The sequence below is a fragment of the Deferrivibrio sp. genome (assembly GCF_055117995.1).
The window spans coordinates 1-19,580 of sequence record NZ_JBSQOT010000010.1 but is presented as its reverse complement, the minus strand read 5'-3'; the positions used below and the strand labels follow the sequence as shown (position 1 = coordinate 19,580).

General features: G+C 36.3%; 26 protein-coding genes. All 26 read right to left on the bottom strand.

What is annotated here, in order from left to right:
- Nucleotides 1-3: 3 nt before the first annotated feature.
- Nucleotides 4-1,233 carry an LL-diaminopimelate aminotransferase gene (locus ACTCAF_RS04515; RefSeq protein WP_463062105.1) on the bottom strand — a complete coding sequence of 410 codons (1,230 nt, stop codon included), beginning with the start codon at nucleotides 1,231-1,233 and terminating at the stop codon, nucleotides 4-6.
- Nucleotide 1,234: 1 nt separating this feature from the next.
- Nucleotides 1,235-2,173 (bottom strand): cation diffusion facilitator family transporter, encoded by a 939-nt coding sequence (locus ACTCAF_RS04510; RefSeq protein WP_463062104.1) that lies wholly within the window; start codon nucleotides 2,171-2,173, stop codon nucleotides 1,235-1,237.
- 4 nt (nucleotides 2,174-2,177) lie between these two features.
- Nucleotides 2,178-3,071 carry a DUF2232 domain-containing protein gene (locus tag ACTCAF_RS04505; RefSeq protein WP_463062103.1) on the bottom strand — a complete coding sequence of 298 codons (894 nt, stop codon included), beginning with the start codon at nucleotides 3,069-3,071 and terminating at the stop codon, nucleotides 2,178-2,180.
- 39 nt (nucleotides 3,072-3,110) lie between these two features.
- Nucleotides 3,111-3,338, bottom strand: a complete 228-nt coding sequence (gene rpsR / locus ACTCAF_RS04500) for a 30S ribosomal protein S18 (RefSeq protein ID WP_463062102.1) — start codon at nucleotides 3,336-3,338, stop codon at nucleotides 3,111-3,113.
- A gap of 15 nt (nucleotides 3,339-3,353) precedes the next feature.
- A complete protein-coding gene (ssb, locus tag ACTCAF_RS04495; protein WP_463062101.1) occupies nucleotides 3,354-3,752 on the bottom strand; it encodes a single-stranded DNA-binding protein in 399 nt (132 codons plus the stop codon).
- Between the two features lie 2 nt (nucleotides 3,753-3,754).
- Nucleotides 3,755-4,222: a 30S ribosomal protein S6 gene (gene rpsF, locus ACTCAF_RS04490; protein ID WP_463062100.1), complete on the bottom strand. Its 468-nt coding sequence runs from the start codon at nucleotides 4,220-4,222 to the stop codon at nucleotides 3,755-3,757.
- 181 nt (nucleotides 4,223-4,403) lie between these two features.
- Entirely contained in the window at nucleotides 4,404-4,652 is a 249-nt protein-coding gene (locus tag ACTCAF_RS04485) for a hypothetical protein (protein ID WP_463062099.1), read from the bottom strand.
- A 191-nt stretch (nucleotides 4,653-4,843) separates the two neighbouring features.
- Entirely contained in the window at nucleotides 4,844-5,230 is a 387-nt protein-coding gene (gene rpsI / locus ACTCAF_RS04480; RefSeq protein ID WP_463062098.1) for a 30S ribosomal protein S9, read from the bottom strand.
- 9 nt (nucleotides 5,231-5,239) lie between these two features.
- A complete protein-coding gene (gene rplM, locus ACTCAF_RS04475; RefSeq protein WP_463062097.1) occupies nucleotides 5,240-5,665 on the bottom strand; it encodes a 50S ribosomal protein L13 in 426 nt (141 codons plus the stop codon).
- Nucleotides 5,666-5,677: 12 nt separating this feature from the next.
- Entirely contained in the window at nucleotides 5,678-6,034 is a 357-nt protein-coding gene (gene rplS / locus ACTCAF_RS04470; RefSeq protein ID WP_463062096.1) for a 50S ribosomal protein L19, read from the bottom strand.
- A complete protein-coding gene (gene trmD / locus ACTCAF_RS04465) occupies nucleotides 6,015-7,337 on the bottom strand; it encodes a tRNA (guanosine(37)-N1)-methyltransferase TrmD (RefSeq protein WP_463062095.1) in 1,323 nt (440 codons plus the stop codon). Before trmD ends, rplS begins: the two co-directional genes overlap by 20 nt.
- Nucleotides 7,324-7,842, bottom strand: a complete 519-nt coding sequence (gene rimM / locus ACTCAF_RS04460; protein WP_463062094.1) for a ribosome maturation factor RimM — start codon at nucleotides 7,840-7,842, stop codon at nucleotides 7,324-7,326. Before rimM ends, trmD begins: the two co-directional genes overlap by 14 nt.
- Before the next feature lie 57 nt (nucleotides 7,843-7,899).
- A complete protein-coding gene (locus ACTCAF_RS04455) occupies nucleotides 7,900-8,130 on the bottom strand; it encodes a KH domain-containing protein (RefSeq protein ID WP_242819306.1) in 231 nt (76 codons plus the stop codon).
- A 17-nt stretch (nucleotides 8,131-8,147) separates the two neighbouring features.
- Nucleotides 8,148-8,420 carry a 30S ribosomal protein S16 gene (gene rpsP, locus ACTCAF_RS04450; protein ID WP_463062093.1) on the bottom strand — a complete coding sequence of 91 codons (273 nt, stop codon included), beginning with the start codon at nucleotides 8,418-8,420 and terminating at the stop codon, nucleotides 8,148-8,150.
- Between the two features lie 14 nt (nucleotides 8,421-8,434).
- On the bottom strand, nucleotides 8,435-9,784 hold the full coding sequence (ffh, locus tag ACTCAF_RS04445; RefSeq protein WP_463062092.1) for a signal recognition particle protein: 1,350 nt from the start codon (nucleotides 9,782-9,784) through the stop codon (nucleotides 8,435-8,437).
- A 94-nt stretch (nucleotides 9,785-9,878) separates the two neighbouring features.
- Nucleotides 9,879-11,126 carry a DUF1015 domain-containing protein gene (locus ACTCAF_RS04440; protein WP_463062091.1) on the bottom strand — a complete coding sequence of 416 codons (1,248 nt, stop codon included), beginning with the start codon at nucleotides 11,124-11,126 and terminating at the stop codon, nucleotides 9,879-9,881.
- A 10-nt stretch (nucleotides 11,127-11,136) separates the two neighbouring features.
- Entirely contained in the window at nucleotides 11,137-12,339 is a 1,203-nt protein-coding gene (gene tyrS, locus ACTCAF_RS04435) for a tyrosine--tRNA ligase (RefSeq protein ID WP_463062090.1), read from the bottom strand.
- A complete protein-coding gene (locus ACTCAF_RS04430) occupies nucleotides 12,340-13,143 on the bottom strand; it encodes a prepilin peptidase (RefSeq protein WP_463062089.1) in 804 nt (267 codons plus the stop codon).
- Between the two features lie 6 nt (nucleotides 13,144-13,149).
- On the bottom strand, nucleotides 13,150-13,614 hold the full coding sequence (locus tag ACTCAF_RS04425) for a chemotaxis protein CheX (RefSeq protein WP_463062088.1): 465 nt from the start codon (nucleotides 13,612-13,614) through the stop codon (nucleotides 13,150-13,152).
- Nucleotides 13,611-14,435, bottom strand: a complete 825-nt coding sequence (locus ACTCAF_RS04420) for an LpxI family protein (RefSeq protein ID WP_463062087.1) — start codon at nucleotides 14,433-14,435, stop codon at nucleotides 13,611-13,613. Before ACTCAF_RS04420 ends, ACTCAF_RS04425 begins: the two co-directional genes overlap by 4 nt.
- Nucleotides 14,432-15,406 carry a Gfo/Idh/MocA family protein gene (locus ACTCAF_RS04415; protein ID WP_463062086.1) on the bottom strand — a complete coding sequence of 325 codons (975 nt, stop codon included), beginning with the start codon at nucleotides 15,404-15,406 and terminating at the stop codon, nucleotides 14,432-14,434. Before ACTCAF_RS04415 ends, ACTCAF_RS04420 begins: the two co-directional genes overlap by 4 nt.
- A 2-nt stretch (nucleotides 15,407-15,408) precedes the next feature.
- Complete coding sequence (lpxA, locus tag ACTCAF_RS04410) at nucleotides 15,409-16,179, bottom strand: acyl-ACP--UDP-N-acetylglucosamine O-acyltransferase (protein ID WP_463062085.1); 771 nt, start codon at nucleotides 16,177-16,179, stop codon at nucleotides 15,409-15,411.
- The gene (fabZ, locus tag ACTCAF_RS04405) at nucleotides 16,176-16,610 is read right to left on the bottom strand and encodes a 3-hydroxyacyl-ACP dehydratase FabZ (RefSeq protein ID WP_463062084.1); all 435 of its coding nucleotides are present in this window, start codon (nucleotides 16,608-16,610) and stop codon (nucleotides 16,176-16,178) included. Before fabZ ends, lpxA begins: the two co-directional genes overlap by 4 nt.
- Before the next feature lie 3 nt (nucleotides 16,611-16,613).
- Nucleotides 16,614-17,609, bottom strand: coding sequence for a UDP-3-O-(3-hydroxymyristoyl)glucosamine N-acyltransferase (gene lpxD, locus ACTCAF_RS04400; RefSeq protein WP_463062083.1), 996 nt, complete (start codon nucleotides 17,607-17,609; stop codon nucleotides 16,614-16,616).
- Nucleotides 17,610-17,611: 2 nt separating this feature from the next.
- The gene (locus ACTCAF_RS04395; protein WP_463062082.1) at nucleotides 17,612-18,130 is read right to left on the bottom strand and encodes an OmpH/Skp family outer membrane protein; all 519 of its coding nucleotides are present in this window, start codon (nucleotides 18,128-18,130) and stop codon (nucleotides 17,612-17,614) included.
- 28 nt (nucleotides 18,131-18,158) lie between these two features.
- Nucleotides 18,159-19,580, bottom strand: a 1,422-nt coding sequence (gene bamA / locus ACTCAF_RS04390; protein ID WP_463062081.1) for an outer membrane protein assembly factor BamA, incomplete at its 5' end; no start/stop codon positions are given.

Below are 19,580 nucleotides of genomic sequence, written 5' to 3'. Positions count from 1 at the left end.
GAATTAAAATATAAATTCTTCTTCTGATAGCCTTCTTGCAATTTCACCAATTACCCTTTCTTCATCAGCCAAATCTTTTGCCTCAAAGGTAACAGTAAATCTCAAAAAATGCCCCGCATCATCCCATGGTACTGATGAAATAAGCTTTTCTCTAATAAGATAGTCACAAAATTGCTCGGCATTTTCAAACTTCCTGCCACTTTTGGTCCCCTTTGGTATTTCGAAGTACAGATAAAAAGTCCCCTTTGGCTCGTTAACATAAAAACCATTATCCCTTAACACTTTTGCAAGTTTGACAAGTCTTCTTTTATATTTATCTCTTATCTCATTTATTAATTCAGGATGTGAAAGGGCATATGCTGCTGCCTTTTGAATCGGAATAAATTGACCTGAATCATTGTTGTCTTTCACTGTAGCAAAAGCCTTGACCAGAGTCTCATTTCCGCAAACAAAAGCCATTCTCCATCCTGTCATATTGAAAGATTTTGATAAAGAATGTATTTCTATACCTACCTCTTTGGCTCCTTCAACGGATAAAAAAGATGGTTGTTCTTCGCCATAAGTAAGCTCTATATAAGCTGCATCATGCACAACCGCAATATCATTTTCTTTTGCAAATTTTACAACCTTTTCAAAAAATTTTTTATCTGCCAGCGCTCCCGTAGGATTATTTGGATAATTCAGATAAAGTATCTTGGCCTTTTTTCTTATATCTTCAGGAATACTGTCAAGGTCTGGCAAAAAGTTATTTTCTTTTGTCAAAGGAAGGTTATAAACTTGCCCCCCAAGATACTTTGTGATAGTCCCTGTAACAGGATATCCAGGGATAGTCATCAAGGCATAGTCTCCAGGATTGATAAGACAAAATGGGATCATCGCAAGCGCAGGTTTTGAGCCTATTGCATGATTTATTTCTGTCTGAGGGTTTATATCTACACCAAATCTCTTTTTCATATATTCTGCAGCTACATCTTTAAACTCCTGAATACCGTTGTCAGAATAAAATCTGTTTTCCTTCTTCATTGCCTCTTCTTTAAGTACATTCACAATTGCAATATTTGCCATATCATCAGGCTCGCCAACCCCCATATCTATAAGTTCTTTTCCGGGATTTGCTTCATGTGCTGCCCTTTTGGCACGTTTGATTTTTTCAAATTTGTAAATCTTGGTATCTTTACCAAACATATTTCCACCAAGCCTTTCTGCAATAAGGTTTTGAACAAAGTCTGACATTTTATCCTCCATCATTACTTATTTTATCTAACTCTAACCTTAATTTAGAATCATTGCAAGCATCAATCCCGGGACAATTTTTTATATCACACGGATCAATATGTATCGTTACATCAAGATCAACTATTTTGTCCTTCAGCCTGTTTTCTATCAAATCCGCAATCTTATGTGCATCCGACAAGCTTAACTCTTTACACAATGTCAAATGTAAATCAAGAAATTTTTGAGAGCCTGACCTTCTTGTTCTAAGTTTATGAAAATCTACATGCAAATTGTCGAAACTGTTTAGAATTTTCACTATATCTTTTTTTATTTCCTCAGGCAACTCAACATCGAGCAAATCTTTTGAAACCTCAACACTGAGCTTTACTGAAGAGTAAATTATATATACAGAAATAACTGCAGAAATAAGAGGGTCAATAATGTGTAAATTCGTAAATTTTATGACAACAAAAGATATCAATATTCCGGCGTTTGTAAGTATATCTATTTCATAATGCATCGCATCCGCTTTCAATATTGACGAATTTGTTTTTCGGGCCACCATCCTTAAATAAAGCGTAAGGATTAATGTAGATACAATTGCAAAAATCATAACATATAGCCCGGAATCTATGTTTTTCACAGTACCTTTTGACATAAATTTTTCATAGGATTTATACAAAATAAAGGCACCCGACAAAAAGATTATGAAGGATTGCAAAAATGTTGCAAGAGATTCAAATTTTCCATGACCAAACGGATGTTTTTCATCTGGTGGCTCTTCAGATTTTTTTATGGCAAAATAATTGATAGTTGAAGACAGTATATCTAAAACCGAATCCACCGCCGACGATAGCAAAGCCAGTGAACCTATCATAAATCCTGCTACCCCTTTGACCAACGTCAACAATACTGCCGTGGATATGCTTACGATAGAAGCAGTGGATTTATCACTCATAAAATTAACCGCTTTTCCTAAATTTTATTTTTGTCATATCAAACCAGGTATCAAAAAGACCGAATATTGCAACCAAAACGATTACGGGCGGCTCGCTAAATATCAGTATATACAAAATAAGTCTCAAAAAGTAACTTAATCTCCACCTGGTAAAATAATAATTTATTATATCAAGCCCCTGAAGAAAGAATAATGTTGTAAAAATTATCAAAGTGTTATACGAAACAAGCTTATAATTGAAATCACTTGAAATTATAAAAAAGCCACCGATAACAAATAAAATAATCAATTTGTCGTTTACCCTATATCGTATTTCTGACAAATTGGCTTTTTTGAAATAAAACTTTCTGCAAATCACAGTCAAAAGAGCCGAGTAGGAAAAACTGAACGCAGGCATTAAATGTACCATTGTGTAGGCAAAGGCATCCTTATTGTTTTTTAGATATAAAAGGTATGCATTTGAGTCAAAGTTGCCCCCCTGTTTCTCATATCCACTTATTACCATATCAAGATAAGCAACCATATATCTGATTATAGCATCTTTGTATTCGGTAAAAACAAATATTGTTAGTAAGGAAAATATAAAGGCAGGCAATGCACCGAATACAACAACATCAAGTTTAATATTATTTTTCTTGCCTGCAATAAAATATACTGCAAAAGCCGGAAACACACAAATCATCACAAAATAAGCAAGAAAAAGCATGGAGTAAAAGGCAAATAGCCCTGTTATGATGGTTGCAGCCAGATGCTCTCGCAATGTTGCCCTTTCATCCATCAAATATTTAAGGACAAAAATTGGCGAGAAAAATGTCAGTACAAATCCAAACTGCGGGAAAAAGATGTTTGCAGAAAATAAAACAACAGCTAAAATATAATTTATTAATGGATGTTGCATAGTGAAAAAAAGCGCCGGACAAATTGCCCGGCGACCTTGTTATTTACTTAATGTGAACGGTAAAAGAGCAACTATTCTTGCAGTCTTTATTGCTGAAGCAAGCTTTCTCTGATGTTTTGCACATGTACCCGTAAGCCTGCTTGGCATAATTTTGCCCCTTTCAGTTATAAACTGTCTCAAAAGATTTGAGTCTTTATAATCTATATCAATCTTATCACTGCAAAATCTGCAAACTTTCTTTTTTTGAAATTTCTTTTTAAAGTTCATATTTCCTCCTGTCTATTAAAAAGGTATATCGTCTTCATCAATTGTTGATGGGACATCTTCAATTTCGTCATTTACGACAGAGCTCTCTTTCCTTTGAACAAGCTGAATATTTTCTGCAATTATTTCATGCTTGCTCCTTTTTGCCCCATCTTGCTCCCAGGTTCTAAAACTAAGTCTCCCTTCCACAAGAACAGGCATCCCCTTTGCGATATATTCACCTGCAAACTCGGCCAACCTTGAAAAGGCAACTATATCTATAAAACAAGCCTCATCTTTGACAGAATCACCGGATTTGTACCTTCTGTTAACCGCAAGTCCAAATCTTGCAGCCGGTGTACCAGAACCAGGTATATATCTGACTTCAGGGTTTCTGGTAACATTTCCCAGCAAAATAACTTTATTTAAGAATCCCATACCTATTCCTCAGTATTTTCTTCAGAAACTTCCTCTGCCTTTGAATCTTCGCTCGGATTCTCAGCTTCATCCTTTTCTGCTGAATTCTGCTTGTCACCCTGCCTTGAAGAGTCTTTCCTGAAGCCTCTTCCTCTTCTTGGCGCCCTTTGAGTCATATCAGAACGTTTTTTAAGCTTAAACTTTTTGCCATCAATTTTAATAACTATAAATCTTATAACAGACTCATCATATTTAAATCTTCTTTCAAGCTCAGCAGGAACATTAACATCAGAATTAAACTGAATGAGAAAGTAGTATCCCTCATTCTTGTGTTCAATTTCATATGCAAGCTTGAGCTTACCCCAAGCTTCATCATTGATGATTTCACCGCCGTTTTCTGTAACAATTGTTTTGAATTTCTCAAACGTTGAAACCGCATCTTCCTGAGTAACATCAGGAGTAACGATAAATAGTGCTTCGTATGTTCTCATCTTACCTCCTTCTGGTTTTGCAGCCATGAGCATAAGCTCATAGCAAGGTGAACTGGACTATTAACAATTTATAATTTTAAAGTCAAGAACTTTCTGGAATAACTACTAAAAACAGGTGTTTTAAAAATAAAAAAGCTCCCCTTATAACTTTTTCATAAAAAGAGGAGCTTTGGTTATCATTTTAGTGGGAAGGGCAACTACAACCACAACTTGAGCATCCACTACCACATTCGTCACTTAGATAAAACTCAAGCCATTCATTAAACTGATTGTCAAGCCAGTTTTTGTCTTCCTCTGAGAGTTTAGCATAACCATCTTCATAATAATTTTTTGCTTCTTCCAGTTGTTCCTTTTCTTCCCTGGTAAGCTCTTCTGCAAAATCTGTTGCTACAACCAGCTCTTTCCTGAGCTCCAAAAGTTCTATTTTCATAATAATCCTCCTTAGTCTTTTAAGACAATTTTAGTCTTATTTTCCAAAAAAGCAATAGTTTTTTTTCATTGCACAAAAATCTCTTTCCAATGACCACAAAGACTACTCTTTAATAGTTAAACACAAGATAAACTTGGGGACAATTCAAAAGATGATAATATGAAAAGAGGCCGGACAAATCCGGCCATTTATTAACGTTTTGAAAACTGTGAGCTTTTTCTTGCTTTTGGTTTACCAGGTTTCTTCCTTTCCACCATTCTTGGATCTCTTGTAAGAAACCCTTCAGCCTTGATAGTTTTTCTGTAGTCAGGATTGTAAGCAACAAGAGCTCTTGCAAGGCCATGCCTTACTGCACCAGCCTGACCGGTTTTGCCACCACCTTTTACAGTTATATAAAGATCAAACTTACCAGCGCTATTTACAAGCTCAACTGGCTGCATAATAATTTGTCTCAAAATTGCTCTTTCAAAATATTCCTCAAAAGCTTTTCCATTTACTGTTATTTTGCCATTACCCGGCCTGACAAACACTCTGGCAACTGAAGTTTTTCTTCTTCCTGTTCCGTAAAAGTAATCCATCTATTCCCCCTAAAACTCTAATTTTTCAGGCTGTTGTGCCGCATGAGGATGTTCATTTCCTGCATAAATTTTAAGTTTTTTTATCATCTTTCTTCCAAGTCTGTTTTTAGGAAGCATCCTTTTTACAGCAAGTCTTATTACATCTTCAGGTTTTCTGTCAAGCATCTCTTCAAGTGTCTTCTCTTTAAGCCCTCCAAAATAACCTGAATAAGCATAATATTTCTTATCCTTGAGTTTTTTGCCTGTAACCTTGATCTTCTCAGCATTTACAACTACGACAAAATCTCCTGTATCCATAAAAGGTGTATAAACAGGTTTATTTTTACCCATTAGAATCTTGGCAATTTTAGATGCAAGCCTTCCAAGTATCACATCATTGGCATCAACGAGATACCATTTTTTATCCATATCTACTTTTGCCCAAGTCGTCTTCATAATTTACCCCTCTTAGAAGCCTTTTCTTCTTTCTTTAATTCTTGCAGCTTTACCACGAAGTTCTCTTATATAGTAAAGCTTAGCCCTTCTTACCTTACCGCTCTTGACAAGCTCAATAGATTCTATTCTTGGTGAATAAAAAGGGAATGTTCTTTCAACTCCCACGTCACCAACAACCTTTCTTACTGTAAACGTAGACCTAACACCGGCTCTTCTAATCCTTATCACAAGACCTTCGAAAGCCTGTACCCTTTCTTTGTTACCTTCAACAATTCTGAAATTCACTCTTACGGTATCTCCTGCTCTAAATTCAGGAATATCCCTATTCATAAATTCAGCTTCTACAGCTTCAATTAGCTTGTTGTTCATCTTTATTTCCTCCTAAAAGGCCATTAATCTTATTTAAATATATAGCAACAGCACTTCTTACCGACAGATGATTAAAACTACCAGCACCTTTTATGGGCTCAATAATTACATCCACCAGTTTCATCAAATCTTCCGACATCCCCCAGCCAGTACCAAACAAAATAAGCATAGGTTTGTCATAATTCTCTTTCAGAAAAGGCTCAAGCTTCGCTCTATTCGGGGCATCCTTAGCGGACGTGGCAATGAGCAGTGGCCTGCACCCTTCCTTTTGTTCTATAAAATCTATTACTTCACTCAAACTTTCTTTTATTACGGTATACTCAAACGCCTCCTTTCTGTTGGGGTTGTAAGTTGCACCGTAACCTTCCTGCCAGTGTGTTAAAACTCTTCTGGCAATTTCCCTTTGAGCCTCCAAAGGGTTTACAACAAAATAATTTTTAACGCCAAAGGTCCTACAGGACCTCGATATATCGTGTAAGTCCATGTTTGTTATGGACGTGGCTACAACATCCCCATGCTTGTCAACCATCGGGTAGTGCAGCAAAGCAACATACAGACTCACACCTTCATTCATCCTTTTCACAATTTGAGACACAATTTCATCGGTCTCTTTATTCAGAGCCTTACCTTTTAGCAAATCAGGTCTGTTTTGTAAAGTAATTTTTAATGATTCTTTAATTCTCCAATCATTTATTTCTTTATGATTACCGGAAACCAAAACATCAGGCACTTTAAGTCCTTCATATTCATATGGTCTTGTATAATGAGGATATTCAAGCAAACCGTTACAAAATGATTCGTCTTCGGAGGACATTTCATCACCAAGCACACCTGGAACAAGTCTTGCAACTGAGTCAATTATTACTGAAGCTGCCAGCTCACCACCGGATAACACAAAATCACCTATTGAAATTTCCTCATCCACCACCAACTTCCTTACCCTCTCATCAACACCTTCATATCTGCCACATATAAAAGTTAAATTATCATAATTTAAGAGTCTTCTTGCTGTTTTTTGGCTAAACTTTTCGCCTCTTGGGTCAAGAAGGATAACCCGTGTATTGCAGAATTTTTGTTTAATATCCCTTACTGCCTCACATAATGGTTCCGGCTTCAACAACAACCCCTGCCCACCGCCATATTGATAATCGTCAACAGTCTTGTGTCTGTCTTTTGTAAAATCTCTTAAGTTTACAGGGTTTATCTCCAGTAACCCTTTTTTTATCCCCTGAGATACGACTCCCCAGGAAAATATAGACTGAATCATTTCAGGAAAAATTGTTATAACATTATAAATCTTCACTTACCAGACCTGCAGAATCTATAATAATTTTTTTGTTTTTAACATCAATTTCAGGCACATGAATTTCATTATTTGAAATAAGATACTCTTTGCCATCGTCAGATTTTATTGCAAAAAGTTCGTTGGAACCATTATCGTAAAGTTCAATGACTTTTCCAACATAATCCCCCTCAACAGTAAAAACATCTGCTCCAATAAAATCACTTGCCAGGCATTCATCATCTGACATATAGTTTTCAAGCATCCGGGAAGAGATGTATATACTTAAACCGCTAAGCCTTTTTGCACTGTCAATATCATTTATTTCCGAACATTTCATTATAAAATTATTTTTATTAACTTTCAAATCATCAATTTCAAATGAGTGAATTATCCTCTCATTTCTGCCAACAAGCAAAAACTCAAGATCAAAAAAAATTTCAGCATGTTCAGTTTGAGGTAAAACCTTGAAATGACCTTTTAAACCGTGAGAACCAGCTATGCTTCCAATCTTTATTAATTTCATATACCAATAATAGGAAAGCCCCTTTTTAAGGGGCCTTTAAATGTCTTGTCTTTAATTTTATTCCAAAATTTCAAGAACTACTCTTTTACCTTTCTTAATACCAGCTGCATTAAGGATAGTTCTGATAGACCTTGCAGTCCTACCCTGCTTTCCGATAACTTTACCAAGATCAGCAGGATCAACCCTAAGTTCAATTACAGTTGTTTTTTCGCCCTCAACTTCTTCAAGCATAACCTTGTCGGGATTATCAACAAGCGACTTAACGATAAATTCAACAAGTTCTTTCACAGTACACCTCCATCAATTTACTTGGCAGCTTTCTCTTCAGCAAATTTCTTTATTAAGCCCAACTTGCTTAAAATGTTTTTCACAGTATCGGTAGGAATTGCTCCTTCTTTAAGCCAATTCAGAGCTTTTTCCTCATCAATTTTGATTTCAGCAGGCTCAACAAGCGGATTGTAATACCCAAGAATATCCACAAACCTACCGTCTCTTCTTGCTCTGCTATCAGCAACTACCACCCTGTAAAAAGGTCTCTTTTTTCTTCCCAGTCTCATTAATCTTATTTTCGTAGCCACAGCTAACACCTCCTTTATCGCATAGGGAATATATTTCTTAACATTTTTTTGTCAATTTTATTTTTGCCACCTATCTTTTTGGTTAATTTCTTCATCATTTTATTCATCTGTTCAAGCTGATTAATAAGTTTATTCACTTCACTTACCTGAACACCGGCACCTCTTGCTATTCTCTTCTTCCTGCTTCCATTTATTATTTTGTAATATTTTCTCTCTTTTGGTGTCATAGAAGAAATAATCGCTTCAATTCTCTTAATATGTTTTTCGTCAATATCTACATCACCAAGTCCCGAAAAACCTGGAATCAACCTCAAAATACTTTCAAATGAACCCATTCTTTTTATCATCTTAAACTGCTGAAGCATATCATTGAAGTCCATTCCACTTTTGGTCAGTTTTCCTGCAATCTGCTCAGCCTCATCTTCATCAATTGCACTTTGGGCCATTTCTACCAGGGTAACAATGTCTCCCATGCCAAGAATCCTTGAAGCCATTCGGTCAGGATAAAAAGGTTCAAATGCGTCAAGTTTTTCCCCAACACCAATAAATTTTAAAGGCTTCCCCGTTACCTCCTTGATAGAGAGTGCGGCACCACCCCTTGCATCACCATCAAGCTTCGTCAATATTACACCTGTTATTCCAAGAAGCTCATCAAACTTTGATGCAACATTTACCGCATCCTGCCCCGTCATTGCATCTGCCACAAAAAGAATCTCATGGGGGTTTATATGTTTTTTTATAGCAGTAAGTTCATTCATCAATTCTTCATCAATGTGAAGTCGCCCGGCGGTATCTATTATTACAACATCTTTTGCACTCTTTTTGGCTGTATTGAGACCATCCTCAGCTATTTTAACTGCATTTTTACTAACCCTGTCTGAATAAACATCACACTTAAGCTGCTTTGCCAATGTCTCAAGCTGATCAATCGCTGCTGGTCTGTATATATCATCTGCAATCAGTAATACAGACTTGCCATTTTTCATGAAATGTCTTGCAAGCTTTCCTGCTGAAGTGGTTTTACCGGAGCCCTGTAAACCCACAAGCATTATTACAGTAGGAGGGTTGGAGCTCAGTTTTAATTTACTGTCATCCTGACTTCCACCAAGAATGGCAGTAAGCTCATCATTTACTATTTTTATGAAAACCTGCTCAGGCGTAAGGCTCTTTAAGACTTTCTCACCAAGGGCTTTTTCCTGCACATTCTGTATAAACTTCTTGACCACCTTGTAATTGACGTCGGCTTCAAGAAGCGCCATACGCACCTGCTTAATGGCATCTTTTATATTATCTTCACTAATTTTTGCCTGCCCTTTTATATTTCTAAAGACAGACTGCAACTTTTCATTCAATGCACCAAACATCTAATCTATCCCTTGGCATCCTATTTAAATTTGGAAACAGTCTTATATTTCAATGGCCATAAGTTGTCAATTGTTTTTTGACAAATCAGCAATATCATAGTTCATTTATTACCAGACCGGTCTGAAGCTTGGGATAAAAATAAGTCGACTTCTGCGGCATTACAAGCCCACTTTCAGAAATGTCTCTGATAATTTCAATATCTATACCTTTCAGCAAAAACGAAGTAACACTGTACTTTTTGGCAAGCTTCTCTATTTCATCCTCACTTTGAACAAAATAGATACCATCTTTTCTTAATATTTTCTCCTCTTCAAACCCCATAATTTCCTTTAAAACTATCTCCTGAAGTATGTATGTATTAACCTTCCTATAAATAGGGTGAAGTTTTTCAAAGACATTATCAAGAACAGTAAGCCCATAATACTTGTCCTTATGTTTCCATATAATTTTTTTATCACCATCTTCCTTTAAAAATACATCTTTTTCGTCAAAAGCTATCTCTTTAACATTGAAATACCCTTTCAACTTTTCTAAAAAGGCTGTTTCATCAAAATTTTCGTCAATTCTTATAACTCTATGTGTTGGAAATATTTTTAAACCTTCATCATAAAAATTCACAAACATCATCATTACATAGTCATAAGGTTTTGTATCTTCAGGATCATCTCCGTTTAACTCTCTCATATACTTCTTAAAATTTAAAGCGGTTTCATATCTATGATGACCGTCAGCTATATAGACTGCCTTATCAATCATAAACTTTTCAATCTTTTCCTTTAATTCCTCATCATCAACAGTCCATAAAGTATTCTTTACACCATATATATCCACGGCAGAAGATACTGCCATATCCTTTTTTACAGAGGAAAAGACTCTTTCAAGTTTATTTTCCTTGTCCATATAGAGTCCGAAAATCTGGCTGAAATTTGTCCTGCAGGCTTTCATCAGATTAAATCTGTCCTCTTTTGGACCCGACAGGGTTTTTTCGTGTGGAAAAACTTTTCCCTTACCCAATTCTTCAAGCTTTAAAAGCCCTATAAAACCTGTCCTTACATATGTGGTCCCTTCATATTCGTACTCCTGCTCATAAATATAAAACGCCGGAACCTGATCTTTAACCAGAATACCTTCCTCTTTCCAAGTTTTATATTCTTTTGCTGCCTTTTCGTATCTGTCATCACCTTCAGGTAAAATAAGCTTAACAATATTATAAGGGGATTTTGTCAGCAACTTTTCCCTCATTTCACCCGAAATAACATCATAAGGGGGGGCTATCACATTCTTCAAAAGGGATTTCTCCAGATTGTATCTAACACCCTTAAAAGGCTTTACATATACCACAGCTTCCTCCCTAACCTATTTTTATTTTGGCAAATTTCCTTTTTCCTACCTTAAGGATATATTCACCATTTTCTAAAACCACATTAACGTCTGATACCTTTTCATTATTTACTGTCACACCGCCCTGAGTAGCCAATCTTCTTGCCTCAGAATTAGAAGAAACAAAATTTAATCTGTTTATAATATCTATCAATCTCAAACCGGTCTCAAATGTGTATTCCTCTATGTCATCAGGAATCTCTTTTTTGGAAAAAAGGGTTTCAAAGTGAGATAATGCACCTTTTGCACCCTCATCCCCATGATACCTTTTCACAATTTCATATGCCAAGTCTTTTTTTGCCTTCATTGGATGAAGTTTTTCAGATGCAATATCAACCTTAATCTTCTCAATCTCTTCAAGACTTTTTTCACTCAAAAGCAAATAGTATCTAAGCATCAGCTCATCACTAATCGACATAATTTTTCCAAACATATCATTGGCAGGCTCATTAATCCCTACATAATTACCAAGAGACTTGCTCATCTTTTGAACACCATCAAGGCCTTCAAGTATAGGTACTGTTATAGCAATCTGCGGTTTTTGGCCATAATTTCTCTGAAGGTCTCTTCCTACAAGCAAGTTAAACTTCTGATCTGTGCCACCAAGCTCTATATCTGACTTTAGAGCAACAGAATCATACCCCTGTACAAGAGGGTATAAAAATTCATGTATGCTTATAGGTTTACCGGCTTCATATCTTTTTGAAAAGTCGTCCCTCTCAAGCATCCTTGCCACTGTGTACTGGGATGCAAGCTGTATCAACCCTATTGTTCCCATTTCAAGCATCCATTTACTATTAAATGCTATTTCTGTCTTTTCGGGATCAAGGATTTTGAAAACCTGCTCTTTATAGGTTTCAGCATTTTTCAAAACCTCTTCTCTTGTAAGCGCTTTTCTCGTCTCATTTTTGCCTGTGGGATCCCCTATCATCCCTGTAAAATCACCGATCAGAAAAATCACATGATGGCCAAGCTCCTGAAAATGTCTCATTTTATGTATCAAAACCGTATGGCCAAGATGCAAATCCGGAGCAGTAGGGTCAAATCCTGCCTTCACCTTTAAAGGTATATTATTCTCATATGAATATTTTAATTTTTCAATTAATTCCTCTTCCACGATAATCTCTTCCGTGCCTCTTTTAATCACCTTAAGCTGTTCTTCTACAGGTAACATTTAGCCTCCATATCCGTAGATTGAATTTAAATATATTTTTATAAGAGCCTCACCATAAAATATATAAACAATAGTTGCAAGAGAAATAAAGGGGCCAAATGGTAAAGGGTAGTTTTTGTCCTTTTTGATTGCTATAACCGGAATACCAACAACTGTACCCAAAAACGAACTTAAAAGAAGAATAATAAACAAAGGCTTATAGCCAAGAAATGCCCCTATCGTCCCAAAAAGTTCCACATCGCCAAAACCCATCCCTTCCTTTTTTGTTATTAGTTTATATATAAATCCTGGAAGCCACATAATCAGTCCGCCTGCCAGAATACCAATAAATGAATTAATTAACGTTTTTAATTCCGGCTTTACAACCAAAGAAAGTATTAAGCCAGCCAGCATCCCACCTCTTGTTAAAACAACAGGAATCACACCACACTCAAAATTTTCCGTATCAAGAGAGGTAAAAAAGTCAGTAAAAGCTATCACAAGAAGTAAAAAAACAAATATCAACATCTTCAGACCAAGCAAAGATATCCCGAATTTACTGTAAATCATCAAAAAACATATACCTGTCAAAATCTCCACAAGAGGATATTGAAATGATATTTTGGACTTACAGCTACTGCACCTGCCTCTCAGCAAAACAAAACTCAAAACAGGGATATTTTCATAAAATCTTATCTTATGACCACATATCGGACACATTGAAGATGGATGGACAATTGATTTTCCATATGGAAGCCTCGATATCATTACATTCATAAAACTTCCAAAAATAAGACCCAATATAAAAAATATAAAAGAAAACATTCGATTTTAGCTTTCTTTAAGGGCAACTTCCACTGTAAATTTCTCATCTCCGACATTAAAAAAAACACCAAGGCAAGGAACACTTGAAGGCCTTTTAATCTTGTGGCCTTTACCAACAATCACGTTAGGTATCGAAATCTTAAATCTCAATCCTTTTTCAGAAAATACTTTTTTCGTGCTGCCAGCTATCATGTTTATAAGCTCTCCAACCGCATCTACCACATCATTATCAACCTGTTTTTTCTCTTCACCAAGAAATTTTGAAACAATTTTAAGGGCCAGATTTTCCGGTAAACTAATAACTACAGACCCCACAGCCTGACCTGCAAGCCCGATTACGCCCGAAATGTCAAAGGACGGTTCATCATCCTTTTTTATGTACAACTCCCCTTTCTTGGGCTCTATTCCTATCATTGTATTAAAAACTGACAATGTGGATTCTATAAAAGGATTAATATACTCTGCTTTCATCTATCCCCCTTGCACATTGATTCATCAACAGCCAAAATTGTAATCCCTTTTTTTTTCGCATACTCTTCGCACTCTTTTTTATCAACAACAAAAGTTCGCCCTGCCTCTATTGCCAGCAAGCGACCGTTATTATCGGCTATTTTTTTCAAAGTGTCAACTCCAACTGTAGGCACATCAAATCTCTCGTCTTGATCAGGTTTTGCTACTTTCACTACAATGCCACTTTTTTTTGCAAATCTTAATCCCCTCACTATCGCCTCATCTGTACCTTCAATTGCCTCCAGCGCCATTACCGCCTTCCTCTTTACGACTACTGTCTGACCAATGTCAAGTCTTCCAAGCTCTTTTGCAATTTTAAATCCATAACAAATGTCTTTTAACTCAGAATCCTTAGGCCTTTTTCCTATTAACATCCCCTTTTCGGCCAATAATTCCTTCAAGATATCTGTCTGTTTAAGTACATTTATCCCTATTTTTTTCAACTCATCAACAACAGCATTCATAATAGTATCGTCATTTCTGTCTTTAAGGGAAAAAAGCATTTTTACTGCCTTCATATCAAGCTTCAGGTTATTATATAAAAGCGACTTATTGACTTTTCCGGCAAAAATCACATCGGTAACATTTTCCTTTTTCAAGGTATCCAGTATTTTGCCCACTTGGCCGACACTCAGCGAATAAATCTTTACCGTAGAAGAGTTTATAGTCTGATTAAACTCCTCATCAAGAGTAATTACAATAAAATCTTTTTCTAAACCAAGCAGAGAATTATACGCTATAACCGGTAATTTGCCATAACCGGCAATAAGGGCTACTTTCAAGAAATTACCTCACACCTGCCCACTTTACTTTTTAAAATTCTATCCACTTCGAGGGCAACTTTAAGAGATCTCAGCTCATGATTTACAGATACTATTCTTGGTTTTCGACCTTCAATGCAGTCAATAAAATGTTTGATTTCAAGCTTCAGTGCATTGTCTTTATACACAAAAAGCCTCTCAAGTATATATTCATTTTTATAAGTGAGCTCTTTGTTGCCAAATATATGCTGAGAAAGCCCCTTTCTATAAATATTTATATCCTGACTTGTGTAATCAAGATGAATAAAGGCATCCTCCTGAGAAATACTCATTGTCCTGTCTTTTTTTTGAGTTACCCTGCTTACGAGAATATTAGCTATCGCATTATTGTCAAAAACAAGGGTTACTGATGCAAAATCTGGCAGATTTGAATACACCTTGCTGCCTTTAGCTTCAACATCAATAACTTCCCTGTTCATCACATTCAAAATAATATCAATGTCGTGTATCATCAGGTCAAGAACAATACTGTCATCCTTCATCCTTTCAACATAAGGCCCTACACGTCTTGATTCTATCAAATAAGGATTATTTACAATCTTTTTCAATTCCTGAACAGCGCCATTAAATCTCTCTACATGCCCTATATGCAGCACAAGATTATTTTTTTCGGCTATATTAAAAAGCTCAACAGCTTCTTCAAAATTCGTGGTAATTGGCTTTTCAACCAGTACATGTTTTTTCGCTTCAAGGCACTTCCTGGCTATTTCAAAATGAAACTTAGTGGGCGCTGCAATTGTCACAGCATCAACTTTATCAAGAATGTCCTCAAAATTTGAACTGGAAAACACATTGAACTGTTTTGCTTTTTCTTGCAATATCTGTTCATTTGCATCACTTAAAGCTGTTAGCCTCAATGATGGTATTTCATCATACAAATTCAAATGGTACGAACCCATTCTACCAATACCAATCAAACCCATTTTTATCATTTTTATCTCCTGGTTATTCCTCTTTTGGAATTTTTTAGGAAATCACAAAATTCTTTGACCTCAACTGAGCCTTCTATTTTCTCTATCTCAGCTATGGCATCCTCAAGCAAAAGACTCCTGTCAAGAAAAAGAGATAGCGCTCTTTTCAACAGGTTTCTCGCCTCAGGGGTAACACCATTTCTTCTCAAGCCAACAACATTAAGCCCGTGAACGATAGCTGGATTCCCTTCTATAAGGCAAAATGGAGGCACATCTTTGGTTATTCTTGACATCCCGCCAACCATTGCCATTTTTCCGATTCTCACAAACTGATGGGTGCCTGAGAGTCCTGATATCACAGCATAGTCCCCCACATGGGTATGACCTGCAAGTGCAGTATAGTTGGTAATTATTACTTTGTTTCCAATTTTACAGTCATGGGCAATATGTGCGCTGCTCATTATAAAACAGTTGTCACCAACCTCTGTAACCCAGTCCTCTTTTGTGCTTGCCCTGTGTATTGTGGTAAACTCTCTGATTATACAATTTTCACCAATAATCAGTTTTGTATCTTCACCCTTATAACTTATATCTTGTGGCGCTCCACCTACATGAACATTTGGAGATAAAACCGTACCCTTTTTTATTTCCGTATTCTCCTCAACAACAGAGTTTACACCAATCTTAACACCATCGTGAATAATACAGTTTTTTCCGATAAACACATTAGGCCCAATTTCCGCATTTTCTGATACCTGTGCTGTTTTATCTATTATTGCAGTTTTATGTATCATTGTTTCTCCTTTATCATGGCCATAAATTCAGCTTCACACGCCACATCATCACTAACCTTTGCTACCCCTTTCATTCTCCATACATTCTTTTTCTTTTTCAAAACCTCAACATGAAGCTCAAGGGTATCCCCAGGTGTAACAGGTTTTCTAAACTTTACATTGTCTATTGCCATAAAATACACAAGCACATTTTCGCTATTCTTCCCTTCCTGCTCATTAAATGCTATAAGCCCCCCAGCTTGTGCCATAGCCTCGACAATTAAAACACCGGGCATAACAGGCTCACCTGGAAAATGCCCAACAAAAAATTTCTCGTTTATTGTTACATTCTTTATAGCTTTTACATGAGAACTATCTATTTCAAGTACCCTGTCAACCAGCAAAAAAGGATATCTGTGAGGGAGATTTTTCATTATCTCTTTTATATCCATCTTTTACCCCTTTATGATTTTTTCAATCTGCTTTATGGTACTGGCTATATCCTTAAGGCAAGCCTGATTTTTAAGCCACTTCCTATGCTCCACCAATGGAACACCAGAGTAAACTCCCGGCTCTGTTATATCAGACATGACTCCTGATTTTGAAGCCAACATTACACCATCAGTAATATTGACGTGATCAGCTATTCCTACCTGACCACCTATCACTACAAAGTTGCCAACTGTTGAGCTTCCGGCAATACCTGTTTGAGATACTATAATACAATGTTTACCAATCTTGACGTTATGGCCTATCTGAACAAGGTTATCAATCTTAGTCCCTTCACCAATTATCGTAGAGGACAATGTCCCCCTATCTATTGAACAGTTTGAGCCTATTTCCACACTGTCTTCCACAATTACATTGCCCACCTGTCTTATTTTTATGTGGCCATTTGGAGCATTTATATAGCCAAACCCGTCAGCACCAATCACAGTACCTGAATGAATAATGACATTTCTTCCTATTTTACAGTCATTATAGATAACTACTCCAGGAAATATCTTTGTATTTTCACCTATTTCAACATTTTCCTGAAGACAAACATTTGCCCCAATGTAACAATTATCACCTATTTTTACATTTTCACCTACATATGCAAAAGGGTCGATGGTGACATTTTCCCCTATTATGGCACTTTTTGATATATATGCTTGCGGTGAAATCTCACCAGAATACACTTTTTCAGGATAAAAAATATTTGTCAAAACAAGCATGGCCTTTTGAGTATCATTTACAATAACCATCGGCTTGTTAATTTCATCTTTAAACTTTTCTGTCGTAACAACAGCAGCAATGACAGGTTTTTCAATGTGTTTAAGCATCTTTTTGTTACTTAAGATGCAAATACTTTTTTCCCCGGGCATATCAGGTGAAGAAAAGTTTAACACCTCTATATCTTCACCAAAAAGTTCTCCACCTATTTTTGATGCAATTTCAGATAGCAACATATTTATTTCTTATGCCATTCTTTATTGTATCTGTCTATCAACATATCTGTCATATCTACCTTTTTGGAATTATACATGACACCCGATTCCTTGGCTTCCACTATAATGTCATAATTTAGCTCTTTACCAAGTTTTTCCACAAGTTCAGCCAGATCCTTTGCAATTTTACCCACATACTCCTGTTCTTTTTTCTTCAGTTCCTCGTTTGAGTCTTTTATAAGTCTCTGAACTTCCTTCAGCTTTTTCTGATATTCATCAATTTTTTTCTGTTTCGCTTCTTCTGTAAGCAGTGAGCTCTGATTATTCAATTCTTCCTGCATCTTTTTCAACACTTCACTCTCTTCGTTTATTCTCTGTTGCATCTGATCGTAATCTTTTTTCATTTTTGCTACGGCATCTTTTCCTGCATCACTCTCATCCAGTGCCCTTTGCATATTTACCACACCAATTTTTGTCTCAGCAAATGCCGCCGCACCAAAAATCAAAGTAAAAATTAATAGTGCTCCTAAAATCTTTTTCATTGTAATACCTCCTGATATATTTAATTTTCTAAAACATTCCACCTATTGAGAAATCCCATCTATCGCTCGACTCACCTTCTTTTTTGTCAAGCTTTTTACCATATTCAAGTCTTAAAGGGCCAATTGGACTGTACCATCTAAATCCAAAACCAGCTGATTTTCTTAAATCGTATGAAAAATAAGCTTCCCCATTGTCATAAACCTGACCGGTATCATAAAATACTACACCCATAAGATTGGCCGACTCTGATATCGGAAAAGTCACCTCTACATTAAAAAGGACATATTTGTCACCGCCGTAATCATAACCGTTTTCATCTTTTGGAGATATATCTCCGTATTTAAAGCCTCTAACACTATACATTCCGCCTAACCTGAATCTTTCGTCAATTGGCAGAGGTTTGTCATCAAGAGATTTGAGGTATCCGATTTCGCCATGCACCATGCCAACAAATTTCCAGAATAGCGGGAAAAACTGCGAAGACTCAAAGCCTGTTTTTGCATAATTGTTATCTCCGCCGAGTACTCCTCCGGCATATTTGATATAATACTTTGATTTATTGCCCTTAGACGGTGTCAAAGGATGGTTTGTAGTATTATAAACTATGCTTGGAGTAAAACTTATAACCGTAGTCTTACCTTCCTGCTCCTTGACATAATCTGATGCATCATCATCAATATCATAAATATCTTCCATTTCATATGCAAATCTATAATACATATAAAGTTTTCTTCCAACAATAGGATGCCCAAGCCTTAATGCTCCACCTTGAGATTTTTTAGTATAGTCATAGTAACTTCTTTCAAGGTTATAAAGATCAAAACCAAAGGTAATGGGCCTGTCAAAAAGCCACTTGTTTGTAAAGCTAAGTGTATAATCCGTTCTTTTTGAAGAAAATTCCCCTTTTAAATTAAGCGAATACCCCAACCCGAAAAGATTATCTTTTTGAATCTGTAAAGTACCGACAAACCCATCAAGGGTAGAATACCCGGCACCTATACTGAATGTGCCTGTTGGTTTTTCCTTTACATTAAGTCTTAAATTCATCTTGTTGTCTGGCAACGGTTCTTCCGTTAGAGTGACTTCCTCAAAATAATTAAGATATTGCACGTTCTGTTTTGACCGCTTTATCTTCACACTGCTGTAAACATCCCCTTCAGCAATCTCAAGCTCCCTTCTAATAACTCTGTCTCTCGTCTTTTCATTGCCAGATATTTCTATTCTTTCAATTCTGTAAAGCATATTTTCATCCACATGATACGTGATATTAACAATATGCTTTTCATCATCCACACTTGTTTCCGGTTCAATATTTGCAAACGCATACCCTATAGCAGTAAAGGACTCTGTAAGAGTCTCAATATCTTTCTGGAACTTTTCGCTACTAAAATATTCACCTTTCTTCAAAGTAACCCTATTAAGAAGAGTCTCTTCATCTATATGAACATT